11 protein-coding genes and 4 tRNA genes are annotated in these 13,259 nt (G+C 57.1%); 9 read left to right on the top strand and 6 right to left on the bottom strand.

Features of this window, described 5'->3' with window-relative positions:
• Positions 1-14 precede the first annotated feature (14 nt).
• The 3 genes from AC6IZD_RS17500 to acnA all read left to right on the top strand — a co-directional run bounded on the left by AC6IZD_RS17500 (position 15) and on the right by acnA (position 4,835).
• Complete coding sequence (locus AC6IZD_RS17500) at positions 15-1,478, top strand: GH39 family glycosyl hydrolase (protein ID WP_497784824.1); 1,464 nt, start codon at positions 15-17, stop codon at positions 1,476-1,478.
• Positions 1,479-1,520: 42 nt separating this feature from the next.
• On the top strand, positions 1,521-1,946 hold the full coding sequence (locus AC6IZD_RS17495) for a hypothetical protein (RefSeq protein WP_497784822.1): 426 nt from the start codon (positions 1,521-1,523) through the stop codon (positions 1,944-1,946).
• 195 nt (positions 1,947-2,141) lie between these two features.
• The gene (acnA, locus tag AC6IZD_RS17490) at positions 2,142-4,835 is read left to right on the top strand and encodes an aconitate hydratase AcnA (protein ID WP_497784821.1); all 2,694 of its coding nucleotides are present in this window, start codon (positions 2,142-2,144) and stop codon (positions 4,833-4,835) included.
• A gap of 68 nt (positions 4,836-4,903) precedes the next feature.
• On the opposite strand, the gene AC6IZD_RS17485 is transcribed toward acnA, so the two are convergent.
• From AC6IZD_RS17485 to AC6IZD_RS17470, 4 genes are all read right to left on the bottom strand, one after another.
• Positions 4,904-5,323, bottom strand: a complete 420-nt coding sequence (locus AC6IZD_RS17485; RefSeq protein ID WP_497784819.1) for a VOC family protein — start codon at positions 5,321-5,323, stop codon at positions 4,904-4,906.
• A 129-nt stretch (positions 5,324-5,452) separates the two neighbouring features.
• On the bottom strand, positions 5,453-6,946 hold the full coding sequence (locus tag AC6IZD_RS17480) for a hypothetical protein (protein ID WP_497784817.1): 1,494 nt from the start codon (positions 6,944-6,946) through the stop codon (positions 5,453-5,455).
• Positions 6,943-7,260 (bottom strand): PadR family transcriptional regulator, encoded by a 318-nt coding sequence (locus tag AC6IZD_RS17475; protein WP_497784815.1) that lies wholly within the window; start codon positions 7,258-7,260, stop codon positions 6,943-6,945. Before AC6IZD_RS17475 ends, AC6IZD_RS17480 begins: the two co-directional genes overlap by 4 nt.
• A 191-nt stretch (positions 7,261-7,451) precedes the next feature.
• Positions 7,452-8,372 (bottom strand): peroxiredoxin family protein, encoded by a 921-nt coding sequence (locus AC6IZD_RS17470; protein WP_497784814.1) that lies wholly within the window; start codon positions 8,370-8,372, stop codon positions 7,452-7,454.
• A 191-nt stretch (positions 8,373-8,563) separates the two neighbouring features.
• Here AC6IZD_RS17470 and AC6IZD_RS17465 point away from each other — a divergent pair, with 191 nt between their 5' ends.
• On the top strand, positions 8,564-9,613 hold the full coding sequence (locus AC6IZD_RS17465) for a TonB family protein (protein ID WP_497784812.1): 1,050 nt from the start codon (positions 8,564-8,566) through the stop codon (positions 9,611-9,613).
• On the opposite strand, the gene AC6IZD_RS17460 is transcribed toward AC6IZD_RS17465, so the two are convergent.
• Together AC6IZD_RS17460 and AC6IZD_RS17455 are read right to left on the bottom strand one after the other, a co-directional pair.
• Positions 9,594-10,589 carry an ABC transporter ATP-binding protein gene (locus AC6IZD_RS17460; protein ID WP_497784810.1) on the bottom strand — a complete coding sequence of 332 codons (996 nt, stop codon included), beginning with the start codon at positions 10,587-10,589 and terminating at the stop codon, positions 9,594-9,596. The two genes, AC6IZD_RS17465 and AC6IZD_RS17460, sit on opposite strands and share 20 nt — an antisense overlap.
• Positions 10,590-10,753: 164 nt before the next feature.
• On the bottom strand, positions 10,754-11,815 hold the full coding sequence (locus AC6IZD_RS17455; RefSeq protein WP_497784809.1) for a hypothetical protein: 1,062 nt from the start codon (positions 11,813-11,815) through the stop codon (positions 10,754-10,756).
• Positions 11,816-12,115: 300 nt separating this feature from the next.
• Between AC6IZD_RS17455 and AC6IZD_RS17450 the strand changes: the two genes are divergently transcribed.
• From AC6IZD_RS17450 to AC6IZD_RS17430, 5 genes are all read left to right on the top strand, one after another.
• Positions 12,116-12,191: transfer RNA gene (locus tag AC6IZD_RS17450), tRNA-Thr, on the top strand.
• A gap of 254 nt (positions 12,192-12,445) precedes the next feature.
• Positions 12,446-12,532 (top strand) — tRNA-Tyr (locus tag AC6IZD_RS17445).
• A 54-nt stretch (positions 12,533-12,586) separates the two neighbouring features.
• On the top strand, positions 12,587-12,826 hold the full coding sequence (locus tag AC6IZD_RS17440) for a hypothetical protein (RefSeq protein ID WP_497784808.1): 240 nt from the start codon (positions 12,587-12,589) through the stop codon (positions 12,824-12,826).
• Positions 12,827-12,836: 10 nt separating this feature from the next.
• Positions 12,837-12,911, top strand: a tRNA-Gly gene (locus tag AC6IZD_RS17435).
• 37 nt (positions 12,912-12,948) lie between these two features.
• Positions 12,949-13,024: transfer RNA gene (locus AC6IZD_RS17430), tRNA-Thr, on the top strand.
• Positions 13,025-13,259: the final 235 nt, after the last annotated feature.

The raw sequence follows: 13,259 nt of genomic DNA, 5'->3' as shown, positions 1-13,259 counted from the left end.
AAGCTGTCCTGACTATGTGGGGGCTTTGTCGCGTTGCACTCGTCTTCTCTCTGACAATCGCTCTGCTTGGACACGCGCAGGCTCCGGCTCCGGCGCGGGAAAGTGGGCTGCCGCTGAAGCGCTTCACGGTTTCGCGGCGGGTGCAGACGGATGCCGAGGGATATTTCCAGATGGCGTTCGCCGTTGGCGACGACTACTTCGATGGGCATGACACGCGGACGCGGGTGCGGAGGCATTTGCGCGTGGCGCGGGCGGTGGGTGCGCGGTATCTGCGGTGTGCATTCAGTTGGAACGGAATTGAGCCAGAAGAGGGCCGGTACGACTTTTCGTTCTGGGACATGCTGGTAGACGAGGCGGAGAAAGCCGGCGTGCAGGTGATTCCGTATGTGGCTTACACGCCGGAGTGGGCAGCGCGGAAGAAGGAGTTGTTCTGGGAGCAGCCGCCGAGCGATGTCGCGATGTTTGCGCGGGTGATGAAGGCGCTGGCGGCACGATATCGGGGACGCATCAAGAGCTGGGAGCTGTGGAACGAGCCTGATCTCGAAGAGTACTGGCGAGGAACGCCGCAGGAATTCGCCGACTTGGTGAAGGCTGGCGCGAAGGCAGTGCGTGAGGGCGATCCAGATGCGGTTGTTGTGTTGGCAGGGATGAGTCATGGGCCAGCGGAGTTTATGCAGGAGTTGATGGGCCCGCAGCAGATCTATCGTTGGGTGGACGTGGTGGCAATGCATGGGTATCCGGAATCTTGGGATAAAGAGCGGGCTGAAGAGACTTACACAACGCGGGCTCGGAAAATGGAGACGCTGATCGAGACCACTCCGAGGCCGCTGGATTTGTGGATGAACGAGCTGGGCTACGCCGACTACCGGTACAGTGCGGCGCAAGCGTCGAGCACGGGAAGCGATGTTTACTACCGCTACGAACACACGCGGAGGTATGCGGCGGAGTTTCTATTCAAAACCCTGGCAATGGCTGTGGCCGAAGGTGATGCGAGTCTGGTGGGGTGGTATCGGATTGATGACTTCAGGCACTCGGACAAAAGAATGCCGGAGGACAAGGTGCATTCGCATTTGGGGCTGGAGGACGTGAACGGCAAGCCCAAACCCGCTTTCTATGCCATGAAGTTTGCGAGCAGGCTGATGGAGCGTCCTGTTCGTTTGGCGGATGAGCGAATGAAAGTCACGGCGGTGACGCAGTCGCAGGCAGTTGTGCATTTGTTGGAACGCAAGGATGGAAAGCTAGTCGTCGTGGCGTGGCTGCGGAGTTCGCTGCCGGGGGAAGTTTCAGAGCACACGGGAATGGCCGTAGATCGCAGGCGCGAAGTGGTGAGTGTCACGCTTCCATGCGTGATCGGGACCGTGTGGAAGTTCGATGTGCAGGGGAGAGTGCTGGGAGTGGGACATCCGCATGAGCGCAAGTTGGGATTGGAAGTGGTTAGAGGAGATTGGGTTACGGTGGATGAGGTGCAGTGCGAGTGAATATCCTTGGGGCATGTTTAAGGGATTACGTACAAAGCCCGCATGCTTGAGACAGAAGTCGATCAACGAAATCGATTGAGCGCCGAACAAATTGAGTTCAGGAAATTGTTGGTTCAATCCAGTTATCAACTAAGTTCCTATTACGAAAAGGTGGCTGTTATAGGCGGTGGAACAATTGGACTAACAGTATCCGCGGTTTTGGGTACTGGAGGTGCGCATCTTAAACACCGTTACACATTGGCGGTCGGTTTGGCTTGTCTTACTGTTGGTGTGTTGGTGTTGATGTGGCGCAATCTGATCTGTGGGGAAAACCTCGTGAAGATCATAGATGCGGTCTTCGGGAATTCACATTTCAGAATTCAGAAATGGGTTCCCAAAGCGGTTGACGAGTCTTCCCGGATGGGAACTTACGCGGTTATGACCGGAATCGCGCTATTAGCTGCCGTACTTGTGCTATCGATCATCTAGAGCAGTTGAGACAACCACATTTGATCACGCTGGCGTATGACGGTGCAGTTTCGCGTTTGGGCGGTTGGGAATACACTGTTGTATTCGGTTGGCGCGGTTGGTCGCAGTGGGGTGTCTGCGGCGGTCTGGCTGGCCTTACGGGAGATGCGGCGGGGTGGCCGCGTTTAGCCCTAAATTCCACACTCAAGGCGATCTATGGATACGTTCGGCAGCTGTTCTTCGCTTAAGGTTGGGAGCAAGCAGTACGACTTCTTCCGCATTTCCTCTCTCGATAAACATGGATTCAATACGGCGCGGCTGCCCTTCTCACTGCGCATTCTGCTGGAGAATTTGCTGCGGCGCGAAGATGGCGTAAACGTCACGGCAGACATGATTCGCGCGTTGGCCGGATGGTCGGCTAAGGCGGTTTCTGAGCAGGAAATCTCGTTCATGCCAAGCCGCGTGCTGCTACAGGATTTCACTGGCGTTCCGGCGGTGGTGGATCTGGCGGCGATGCGAGATGCAATGGCGCGTCTGGGTGGCGACGCGACGAAGATCAATCCGCTGCAACCGGCAGAGTTGGTGATTGACCACTCGGTGCAGGTGGATGAGTTTGGCAGCGCAAAGGCGTTCGATCTGAATGCCGCGATGGAGTTTCAACGCAACAAGGAGCGGTATGCGTTCCTGCGCTGGGGGCAGAAGGCGTTTGAGAATTTTGCCATTGTGCCGCCCGATACCGGCATCGTGCACCAGATCAACATTGAGTACCTCGCGCGAGTGGTGTTCGTGCTGGAGCGCGCAGGGAAGCAAGCGCTGGCGTATCCGGACACGCTGGTCGGCACCGACTCGCATACGACGATGGTGAATGGGTTGGGTGTGCTCGGGTGGGGTGTTGGTGGAATTGAGGCCGAGGCCGCAATGCTGGGGCAGGCGGCTTCGATGCTGATTCCGCAGGTTGTGGGCGTGCGGTTTACTGGCGAGTTGAAGGAAGGTTCGACGGCAACAGATCTTGTGCTGACTGTGACCGAAGCTCTGCGCAAGAAGGGCGTCGTCGGCAAGTTTGTCGAATACTTCGGTCCGAGCTTGGGCACGTTGACGTTGGCGGATCGCGCAACGATTGCGAACATGGCTCCCGAGTACGGGGCGACATGCGGCATCTTCCCGGTGGACGAGGAGACGCTCAGGTATTTGCGGCTCACGGGGCGCAGTGAAGAGCAGATTGCGCTGGTTGAGGCTTACTACAAAGAACAGGGACTGTTCCATACGGCGACTTCGCCGGAAGCGGAATATTCGGATGTGCTGCACATCGACCTCGCGAAAATTGAGCCGTCGATTGCAGGCCCGAAGCGTCCGCAGGATCGCGTGGAGTTGTCGCGAGCGGCTGCCTCGTTTGGCGATGCGTTGCCCTCGCTGGTGAAGCCGGATGCAAAGACCACGACGCCTGCGAAGACAAGGGCCGATCGGAATTCGACCGATTACAAGACAGCGCTACGACATGGCAGCGTCGTGATTGCGGCCATTACAAGTTGCACGAACACTTCGAATCCGAATGTGCTGGTGGCTGCGGGGTTGTTGGCAAAGAAGGCGGTCGAAAAGGGGCTGAAGCGGCCTGCGTGGGTGAAGACGTCGTTGGCTCCGGGATCGAAGGTTGTGACGGAGTATCTGAACGAAGCGGGCCTGCAGAAATATCTCGATCAGGTGGGCTTTAACCTGGTGGGATATGGATGCACGACCTGCATTGGCAACTCGGGGCCTCTACCACCGGAAATTTCTGACGCAGTGGTCGATAACGATCTCGTGGTCGCTAGCGTATTGTCGGGGAACAGGAACTTCGAGGGCAGAATCAATTCCGAGGTGCGCGCGAACTATTTGATGTCTCCGCCGCTGGTGGTGGCGTTTGGATTGGCTGGCGAGATGATCGATATGTTTCACGATCCCATCGGTACGGGCACGGATGGGCCGGTGTATCTGAAGGACATTTGGCCGACGCAGAAGGAAGTGGATGATGTAGTGCGCAACGTCATCACGTCATCGATGTTCCGCAAGAGCTATGCGAGCGTGCTTGACGGCGATGATCGCTGGAGGGGATTGAGCGTTCCCGAGGGCGATACGTACGCCTGGGATGCGAGTTCGACCTACATTCAGAATCCGCCGTACTTCGAAGGAATGGAGCCGGCACCGAAGCCCGTTACGTCGATCAAGGGTGCGCGAGTTCTGGCGCGTCTGGGAAATTCGGTTACGACGGATCACATCTCTCCCGCAGGTTCGATCAAGAAAGATAGTCCGGCTGGCAAGTACCTGATTGCGCATGGCGTGCAGCCGATAGATTTCAACTCGTATGGCTCGCGCCGCGGTAACCACGAAGTGATGATGCGCGGCACGTTCGCTAATACGCGAATTCGCAACCGACTGGTGCCGCATATCGAGGGCGGATACACGAAGCATATTCCGAGCGGCGAGGAATTGACGATCTACGATGCGGCTATGAAGTATAAGGCCGAAGGCGTGCCGGTCATCGTGATTGCTGGCAAGGAATATGGCTCGGGGTCATCGCGAGACTGGGCGGCCAAGGGGCCGCTGCTGCTGGGTGTGAGGGCAGTAATTGCTGAGAGCTTTGAACGAATCCATCGCTCGAACCTTGTGGGTATGGGGATTTTGCCCCTGCAATTTTTGCCGGATCAGAATCCGGACACGATTGGCCTCACGGGTGAGGAGAGTTACGAAATTGTTGGGCTCGATGAGGTGCTCAAGAACTTTGCTCCGGGCAAAACGGTGCAGGTGAAGGCGACCGCCGCAGATGGGGCAACAAAAGCGTTCGATGCAACACTGAGAATCGACACTCCGCAGGAGGTGCTGTACTTCCAGAATGGCGGAATTTTGCAGTATGTGATTCGGCAATTGCTGAAATAAGAAAAAGGTTTCACGAAGTCGATAATGGCGCGGGCTACGGCCCGCGCCTCTTACGTTTTGGGCTGATCTCAGTGCGACGGCATTGGGCGCTCGTGAATGATCATCCACGAGGTGCCGAAGCGGTCGCGCAACATGCCGAAGCGGAATGCGAAGAAGGTTTCGGAGATGGGCATGAAGATTTGGCCGCCTTCGGCGAGCAGGTTGTAGATGCGGTCGGCTTCCGCAGTGGAATCGACTGAGAGCGAGAGGTAGACGCTGCGCATCGGTTGAAAGTGGTCGGCTGGAACGTCGCTGCCCATTAATTGCGTCTCGCCCATCGCAAGGTTGGCATAGAGAACCTTGTCGCTCATCCCGGGTTGGACGGTGCCGGGATCAGGCGATTCGCCGTGCTTCATCATGAAGAGGAGCTTTGCGCCGAGATGCTGTTCGTAGAAGCGGAAGGCTTCTTCGCAGTTTCCGCCGTAGTTGAGATAGGTGTGCAGCTTCATCACGGACTGCCTTTCTGACAATTGACTGAGTCGTGGATGACCTGGAGTATCAGGTCACACCGAAGTGTGCGAGAAAGTCTATCTCAAACTCAACACTGCGAGTGTTAAATGGCGATGTAGTGTCCAGGATCATGCCGCGCCCGGAATTTGGTGTGAACGATGGCCGCTCACAAAATGCGAAATTCCATACCAGACAAGCGCTAGCGCTGCAACAACGATGAAAAGCTGCCACGCATAGTAAGACGCTGTGCCACTGACGAGGAATACGTAAGCTCGTGTCGGCTGTTTGCAAAATGCTACGAATGACGTTGCGTGGAGAACTGCATCGTGCACTGTCGCAGAACTCTGGTACGCGCGGTAGGCAGATGCGAAGGGAATATAGGCAACGAAGCTGAGCAACGCTGCGGAGACGGAGAGTGCGGCTGACGCTTGTAGTAGGCGCTGCAGCCGGTTCGAGGTCTTGCGCCGAAGAAGGGCAATCGCCGAAAGAATTACAGTGTTGGGGATGGCGAAGGCGGCGAGCAGCAGCGAGATTTGCACGAGCGTCGCGTCGAGTTCATAACCTCGAGCAGTCTGCGCGTAGCTGACGGGCGCAAACAGACTGTGTCGTTCGGGAGCGAGCGGCAATGAGAGTTCTTTCCCTAGAGCGGCGACGGCAAGGTTTCGAAGGTCTTCACCTACACGCCATTCAAAATTTGTCTGTCCCCCTTGCAGCATGGCGGCAAATCGAAGGGCTCGCGCACAATCGCGGGTGTTTCCGGAGGAGATCAGTCGCTGGCTGTAGCTCATGATCCCTGTGGTATCGATTATTCCAGTGCCAAGCATCGCTGACGTGGCCTCAAATGCGGGCAGGTTGTGCGCTTGTGAAACGCGCCGGTCGAGTTGAAAACGACGCTCAAGATAGTTGTCGTAGATCGGCGCGGAAAGAGCTCGATCCATTGCCGAGTTCCATTCAGCACGACGGGATGGATCAGAGCGATGGATGGATTCCGCTAGCAATAGGTATCCGAGAGCATTGTCGGGATCGGACGCGATGACCTGCGGAATGGCGGTCGCGAAAGTCGTGCGTCTTGTATTGAAACGCCAGTCGTTGCGAATCACGAAGTAGCGGATCCATGAGAGAGAGGGATCAATGGCGATAGCTTTGTTGGCGAGGTCCATCGCTTCGGAGGAGTCGGCCGAGCGTTCGAAGTGAATTGCGGCAAAGGCGAGAGTGGACGCGTCACGATGCTGCTCGGCGTCTGCCGCAAGTTGGCGGAGTTCATCAGGGCTGATTGCGCTTCGTCCAGAAGCGAGGCGCAATGAGGCGGGCAGGATGGTGGCTGCATCGCGAAATGAGGGAGTGGTAAAGAGCACGGCGACAACGATGATCATTGCAAGCAAGGACAACGTTGATGCGCGATTCATGAGCAGGTTCTCCCTAATGATTGCTGGTGAGGCAAGCAGGCGGCAGCGGCAGGCAAAGGTGAAGGCTCCGATAGCCCACTGAAAGGCTTCGGCTTCGCTCGGCATGAGCTGCGACTCGGCGAGCATGGCAGAGATCCACTCGTGCTGTTCGGTAGGGGTGATTGCCTCGGCGAGTCGTAATAAACGACGCGTAAGAATCGCGAGCATGTGTTTCATTGGGCGCCAGCCTGACCGAGGATCGGTTTCTTGATCGCGCTTTTACGTGTGCAATCGATTGCTGCGCGTGCGGCCTTCATTCCCGCCCCGGTGAGGCGGTACATGTGGCGTGGCGGTCGTCCATGCTCGGCGGACTCCCACCGAGTCTCCAGCCACTTTCGCTCGTTCATCCGGATAAGAATTGGGTAGAGGGTGCCCGACTTCAGTCCGGTTGCTCGGCTGAGGTCGTATCCGTAGTGCCACGAGTAAGCATCGGAAAGGAGCGCCTCGAGCAGTTGAAGCGTTTGGCGCGAGAGTTTGATCGAGGCCAGCATCGGGGAGTAACTCTACATATGTAGAGTTGGCGTGTCAATGGTGGTTCCGGAACTTGGTCGCGAGGAAATTCATTTGGGGAATTCTAGGGCGCCAGGTTAGGGAAAAGAAAAGTTCGCCCGACGGTCAAAGAAAAACCCCACATCTACTGAAAGGCGGCAGATGTGGGGCAACCGGATTTAAAACAGCAATGCTAGATGCCGACGGCGCTGTAGTCGTCCTCGTCAGCGGGACGACGCTCTAGTTTGCGGTAAGCATCGTAGGGACGGCGGGCGAAGCGGCGCTTGCGTAGTTCGTATCCTGCCCAGACTCCGAGGCCAATCGCGGCAACGATTCCTACGGCTGTCGTGATGGTGATGGCAGGATGTTCGGTCATCGGGCGAGCCATGCGGCCTCCGCGCAAGACGACACGTCCGGGGAATCCGAGTTCGCCACGGAAGTTCATGACGGCGTCGTAGCCTCCGCGCTCGATGGCGCGATAGGCGTTGAGAAAAGTCTTGAGCGAAGGAGTGTTGGTGTCCTCGCCGCCGTGCACAATAGCGTGCTGAACTCCGCGGTCTTTCTGCCGCTCGAGCAGTTCTTCAATGGCCGCGCCGATAGAACTCGGATGGCTGGCCAGCGAACGGTAGGCGATGCGCCCGCTCTTGTCGATGACGAAGGACGCATTGGGGAGCGCGCCGTATTTGCGGTGAATTTCGCCACCGAGCTCATCGACGAGAATCGGAAACTCGATATTCTCCTGATCGCGAAGAAGCATGGCTGCGCGAGCCTTGTCGGTCATCGAGTGATGAGGAGGCAGCTCGGCTCCGGGATGCGCCTCGCGCACATAGATGAACAGGAATTCAACTTCGGAGCGCGGGAACTCGCGGGCGAGCGAGCACAGACCGCCAATCGAAGCAGCAGTCTGGGGGCAAGTGGCCGAACCGAAGGTGACGACTACGTTGCGGGAATTCTTGAAATCGGAGAGTTTGACCACGTCGCCGGAAAGAGAGCGCAATTCGAAGCCGGGCGCTTCGTCTCCAGGTTCGGGAGCGCGGCTCCAGCGGTCAGAAGCATGTCCCTGCAGCATCTCGCGGCGAAAACGGTCGTAGTTATAGCGGGTAAATCCGAACATGGATGCCTCCGTGTGGGGCAGCAAAACCCCGCCCGTAAATGATAACGGGTTTCAAGCGCCGAGTGCGAGTTTATGGACAGCGGGTTACGATGCGCGCCAAGGTACAGGGCGTTTACTGCAACGCATGCATGAAGTGAACCGCGCGAGAAGATTGCATGCGAATGCCAGAAGAGAGCAGGTAATCTTTCCGCATGCTACGTCGACAGATTAGCGCAGCAGTTATCGTTCTGTTCGTTCTCGGTTGCATTGCTTTCGGACAGGTGCCCGCAAAAGCAGTTGCAGGATCTTCGGAGAGCACGTCTCAAACTTGCCGCATCACTCCCGTGCGGCCGATTGAAGAACTGCGGGCCGCGGCGATGAAGGCAAAGCCTCCGGAGGAGACGGGGCATTTTGACCATTCATCGCTGATCGAACTAGTGAAGGTCGGCGGCGGTATCAAGTTGGATATTCGGTACGCAACGAGCGACAACTTCTTAGGCACGGCCTTGTACAAGCAGCCACGGGCGTACCTGCAATTTCCAGTTGCAATGGCTTTACGGGATGTTAGCGAGCAACTTGCGCATAAGGGGTATGGATTGCTTGTTTACGACGCGTATCGGCCCTGGTATGTGACCAAGCTCATGTGGGAAGCGACTCCTGAGGGCAAGAGGGAATTCGTGGCCGATCCCGCTAAAGGTTCGCAGCATAACCGAGGCTGTGCTGTTGACTTAACGCTATACGATCTCAAGAGTGGGAAGCCTGTAGCAATGCCGAGCAGCTATGACGAGATGTCGCCGCGAGCGTACTCGAACTATTCAGGTGGTACTTCGGAAGAACGTAAGCATCTCGAGATTCTTCGTAAGGCGATGGAGAGTCAGTGGTTCGTGCAGCGGTCGAACGAATGGTGGCACTTTGATTACAAGTTCTGCAAATACCCAATTTTGAATGACAGCTTTGATGACGAGCCACCAGGGCCGTACAGAGTGGGTGATGGCGTTTCGGCTCCGCGAGTATTGGAGAAAGCGGATCCGGAATACACGGAAGCGGGGAAGAAAGCGAAAGTGGGCGGGATAGTTATTTTGTACCTGGAGATTGATGAGAAGGGCGTACCGGGAGAAATCGTGGTTCTGCGCAGCCTAGGCTATGGCTTGGATCAGGAGGCGATTAATGCTTTGAGAAAGTGGAGGTTTACACCTGGCATGTTGAACGGCAAGCCAGTGCCAGTCGGGATCAACGCAGAAATCAACTTCCACTTGTTTTAGAAGCAGTTCGTATGCAGCGCGCGTAGTGTCCGGGTACGACTTCGATGAGATCGGGAACGGTTACGTCGCAGGCGCTGATGTGCAGCGGGCAGCGCGGGGCAAATGAGCATCCGGATGGCAGTGCGCCGGGTGATGGGACGGAGCCTTCGATAGCGCGTAGCGGTTCGTTGCGATTGGTGTTGAGTGTGGGGATGGAGCCTAGCAGGCCGCGCGTGTAGGGGTGCGCGGGTTCGGCGAAGAGCGCGGATGAAGATGCTGTTTCTACGATTCTTCCGGCATACATCACGGCAATGCGATCGCTGACGCGACTCACTACGGCGAGGTCGTGCGAAACGAAAAGCATGGCGAGACCGAGTCGCTTCCGAAGGTCGGCGAGCAAGGACAAAATCTGCGCCTGAACGGTGACGTCGAGTGCTGTTGTAGGTTCGTCGGCAATCAATAGCGCGGGACGGTTCACAATAGCCATGGCGATCATCACGCGCTGTCGCTGGCCTCCCGAGAGTTGATGTGGATAAGCACGCCAGCGGTGTTCGGGGTCAGGGATCGCAACTTCGCGCAAAGCTTCGATGCCGCGCTGGCGTGCCTGGTCGCGAGTGACGGTCGGATCGTGGGCGGTCACAGCTTCAGCAATCTGATCTCCGACGCGCATCACGGGGTTGAGCGCTGTCATCGGCTCCTGGAAAATCATCGACATGCGCGTGCCGCGCAGCTTTTGCAGCTCAGTTGGGGTGGATGCGAGCAGGTTGTGACCTTCGAAAAGGACCTCCCCGGTGATGCGTGCCTGCGGGGGAAGAAGTCCCATGATCGCTAGAGATGTGACGCTCTTTCCTGAGCCGGATTCACCTACAAGGGCGAGTGTTTCTCCCGCTTTGAGCGCGAGCGAGATGTTGTGCACCGCCGCGACAGGGCCGCGTGCGGTGGGGAATTCCACGGTGAGATTGCGAAGCTCAAGGAGCACCAGAGTATTGGAACACAAATCCGAGAAGCGATGCGGGCGTCGAGCTAGGGATGGCGCTATAAAGCGCTGAAGTGCGTGGCGAAATGATGGCCAGCTAAACGGTTTTTCTGCTGTCTCGGTGTCGATGTGTGGGAGCGAATTGCGAGAAGTATTGAGCGGGCCATTGCGGCCCGCTCTTGTCGCTATTTGCCGGAGGGATGCTTAGTGGCCGGAACTGCTGGAGTTGCTGGTGCAGGCTCCTCTCCGGTGACTGCGCTGTGCGCGGGATCGTTCACGAGTTTGCGCAGGAAGCTGGGCGGGATCGTCGCTGTGACTTCAGCGCGTTCGCCCTTCTGCGTTACCTTGATCGAATCAAACACGGCCTTCACGTCGGCATCGCCAGGACCGGGAGCAGTATTGGCCTGAATGCTGCGGAAGAGCGCGAGAAAGGTAGATGTCTGGTCGGCGAAGCTTCTTGCCGCATCCTCGCTTTGTGTGTAGAACTCGGCGCGCGCGTGGATGGTGGTCAACATGCGCAACGAGACTACGACATCGCTATCACTGGGTAGTCCGATATCGATTCCGCCTGGAAGCGTGAATGACGCAGCAGAGTGCGGGCCCGGAGCGGACGCATAGTTCGAGGCCGGGATCCGCGAAATAGCCCATAGCAAGCTGCCCAGCGGAACTTTGCTGTAGTAATTCCTCACGAGAATGGGGCCGCCAAAGGGCAGAGCCACTTTCTTGAAGCGGTCAATCATTCCGTGCACGATGCTGGGGTCTTCGATGTTGGAGATGGCCACCGTATCGATGGCTAGTAGGGCAACGCGCAGGGTTCGGTTCTCGATGGGAATCGCGAAAACATCGACATTGCGATAATTCTCGATGGATCGCGAGTGCTGGCGAAGATACTGCGTGAGCTTGACCTGATCGTAGTGGCCAACCAGGATTTCCGAATAGCGGGTACCGCCGCGATTGGGGCTGCGATGTACGGCCATGGCGGCTTCGTCGAGGTCGCGCTCAAAGGCAAAGCCTGTGTCCTTCACGAACTGGTCGTAGCCGGGCGCGAGCCGCGGCAATTGCTGCTGGTCGAATGCGGTGAGATTGCGAACCGTGCCGAAATCAACGTAAATGATGGCGTCAGCTTCGGGCAAAAGTCGCGCGGCTTCAGGGGCAGCCTGCTTTCGCAGCAACACTACGGAGGCTACGGCTGCTACAAACAGCAGAACACAAATCGAAATTATGAAAAGGCGGCGCCGGGCTCTCATGATTGTGTGGTGTTGCGGGCGCAGGTGCGAACTTGTAGCGCACAGGCAGAGCTGGAAGTGCGTAAAGATGGCGAGGAGTCGGCTGCAAAATCGCTCATGGCGCTTTGGTAGCCACTCCAAAACTTTTCAGGTAATATCATGTCTTGGTGCCGAATGATAGCACGAGGTCAGCACCTGGCGTCGGTACTTGAAAGCGAGTTGCGCGATGCAAGGTCACGTGCTATCTTCGCTTTGGAGTCCCGGACGCCGGTTCAGTTTTCCGAAGCGCGGTAGTTGTGTGGCAGGAAACGGCTTTGGAGGGCTGGCGTAGCTCAGCTGGTAGAGCATCTGATTTGTAATCAGAGGGTCGGGGGTTCAAATCCCTTCGCCAGCTCCAAGTTCCGTCTTGCTGTGCACGGCGGATGCGCGGTAAGGCAAGATCCCTAGTGCGGTCGTCTTTTCGAAGAAACGCCCTCCAATAGGATCTACCGGACAAACTGAAAGTGCGGCATGTCCGCGCACGGTGAGGTTCGGTTCAGAAGCGTTCGGTTGAACCGGATGATATAAGTTCCGCGGCGGGTGATCGCCGACAGATCTTTCAAAAGTTAGCGCGGAATCGATTGCGCACTGCGGTGCCATTCAAGAGTTTTCGCACAGGTGGGTGAGTGGTTAAAACCAACAGACTGTAAATCTGTCGGCCTTAGGTCTACGGAGGTTCGAATCCTCCCCTGTGCACCATTTTTCGCTCCGGTTTGAGCAAGGCTCGCCGGGGCAGCGTATGATTGAGGCGTGATGGCGCGAGCGAAGAGATTCCGGATTGCGATGGTTATGTTCGCCGTGCTGGCCGTGTTGGAATGGGCGACGTTGAGTCCGGAAACGATTCGCACGGTGACTGGGCCTGGTGGCGCGCCACTGCTCGATGTGAGCGTTCGCGGAGTAGCGTTGGGAGTTCTGGCGTTGTTCGCGTTTCGAAGCTGGATTCATTACCGGCGAGAGGTTTTGGAAGAGCGTAGCCGTTCCGGGCAAGAGTAAGTTTTAGCGGGCGGGAGTAACTCAGTGGTAGAGTCTCAGCCTTCCAAGCTGTTGGTCGCGGGTTCGATTCCCGTCTCCCGCTCCAGAAGTTCTGCAGTTCGTATATACTGCGAGTTGTAAATGCTGATGTAGCTCAGTTGGTAGAGCACTCCCTTGGTAAGGGAGAGGTCACCAGTTCAATCCTGGTCATCAGCTCCATTTCTAAGTAAGGCCGAATCCGACTGCGGCCCTCCTTCTGGAGGGCTGTTGTGGGTTCGGGGATTGAGTGAAGGCGATTGCGAGTAGTCGGCAACGGTCGGCGCGCGCAGGTCGCCTTGTGGTGCAAGAAGGATTGTGCCGCGAACCGGGTACCAGCAGCCGCGGTCGCCCATCCAGGCGAACCACACACAAGGTCTGCGCGGGAAGTACGCAAAAATTCACCGTAATATTTAGG

The organism is Koromonas humicola, from assembly GCF_059726255.1.
The sequence above is the reverse complement of the archived record's forward strand: the minus strand, read 5'-3'. Positions and strand labels throughout refer to the sequence as shown.

Excerpts from the sequence above, each read along its gene's own strand:
- AC6IZD_RS17495 (WP_497784822.1), top strand. The coding sequence starts at position 1,521 with ATGCTTGAGACAGAAGTCGATCAACGAAATCGATTGAGCGCCGAACAA.
- AC6IZD_RS17465 (WP_497784812.1), top strand. The coding sequence starts at position 8,564 with ATGCTACGTCGACAGATTAGCGCAGCAGTTATCGTTCTGTTCGTTCTC.
- AC6IZD_RS17440 (WP_497784808.1), top strand. The coding sequence starts at position 12,587 with ATGGCGCGAGCGAAGAGATTCCGGATTGCGATGGTTATGTTCGCCGTG.
- acnA (WP_497784821.1), top strand. The coding sequence starts at position 2,142 with ATGGATACGTTCGGCAGCTGTTCTTCGCTTAAGGTTGGGAGCAAGCAG.
- AC6IZD_RS17470 (WP_497784814.1), bottom strand. The coding sequence starts at position 8,372 with ATGTTCGGATTTACCCGCTATAACTACGACCGTTTTCGCCGCGAGATG.
- AC6IZD_RS17455 (WP_497784809.1), bottom strand. The coding sequence starts at position 11,815 with ATGAGAGCCCGGCGCCGCCTTTTCATAATTTCGATTTGTGTTCTGCTG.
- AC6IZD_RS17475 (WP_497784815.1), bottom strand. The coding sequence starts at position 7,260 with ATGCTGGCCTCGATCAAACTCTCGCGCCAAACGCTTCAACTGCTCGAG.
- AC6IZD_RS17500 (WP_497784824.1), top strand. The coding sequence starts at position 15 with ATGTGGGGGCTTTGTCGCGTTGCACTCGTCTTCTCTCTGACAATCGCT.
- AC6IZD_RS17480 (WP_497784817.1), bottom strand. The coding sequence starts at position 6,946 with ATGAAACACATGCTCGCGATTCTTACGCGTCGTTTATTACGACTCGCC.
- AC6IZD_RS17485 (WP_497784819.1), bottom strand. The coding sequence starts at position 5,323 with ATGAAGCTGCACACCTATCTCAACTACGGCGGAAACTGCGAAGAAGCC.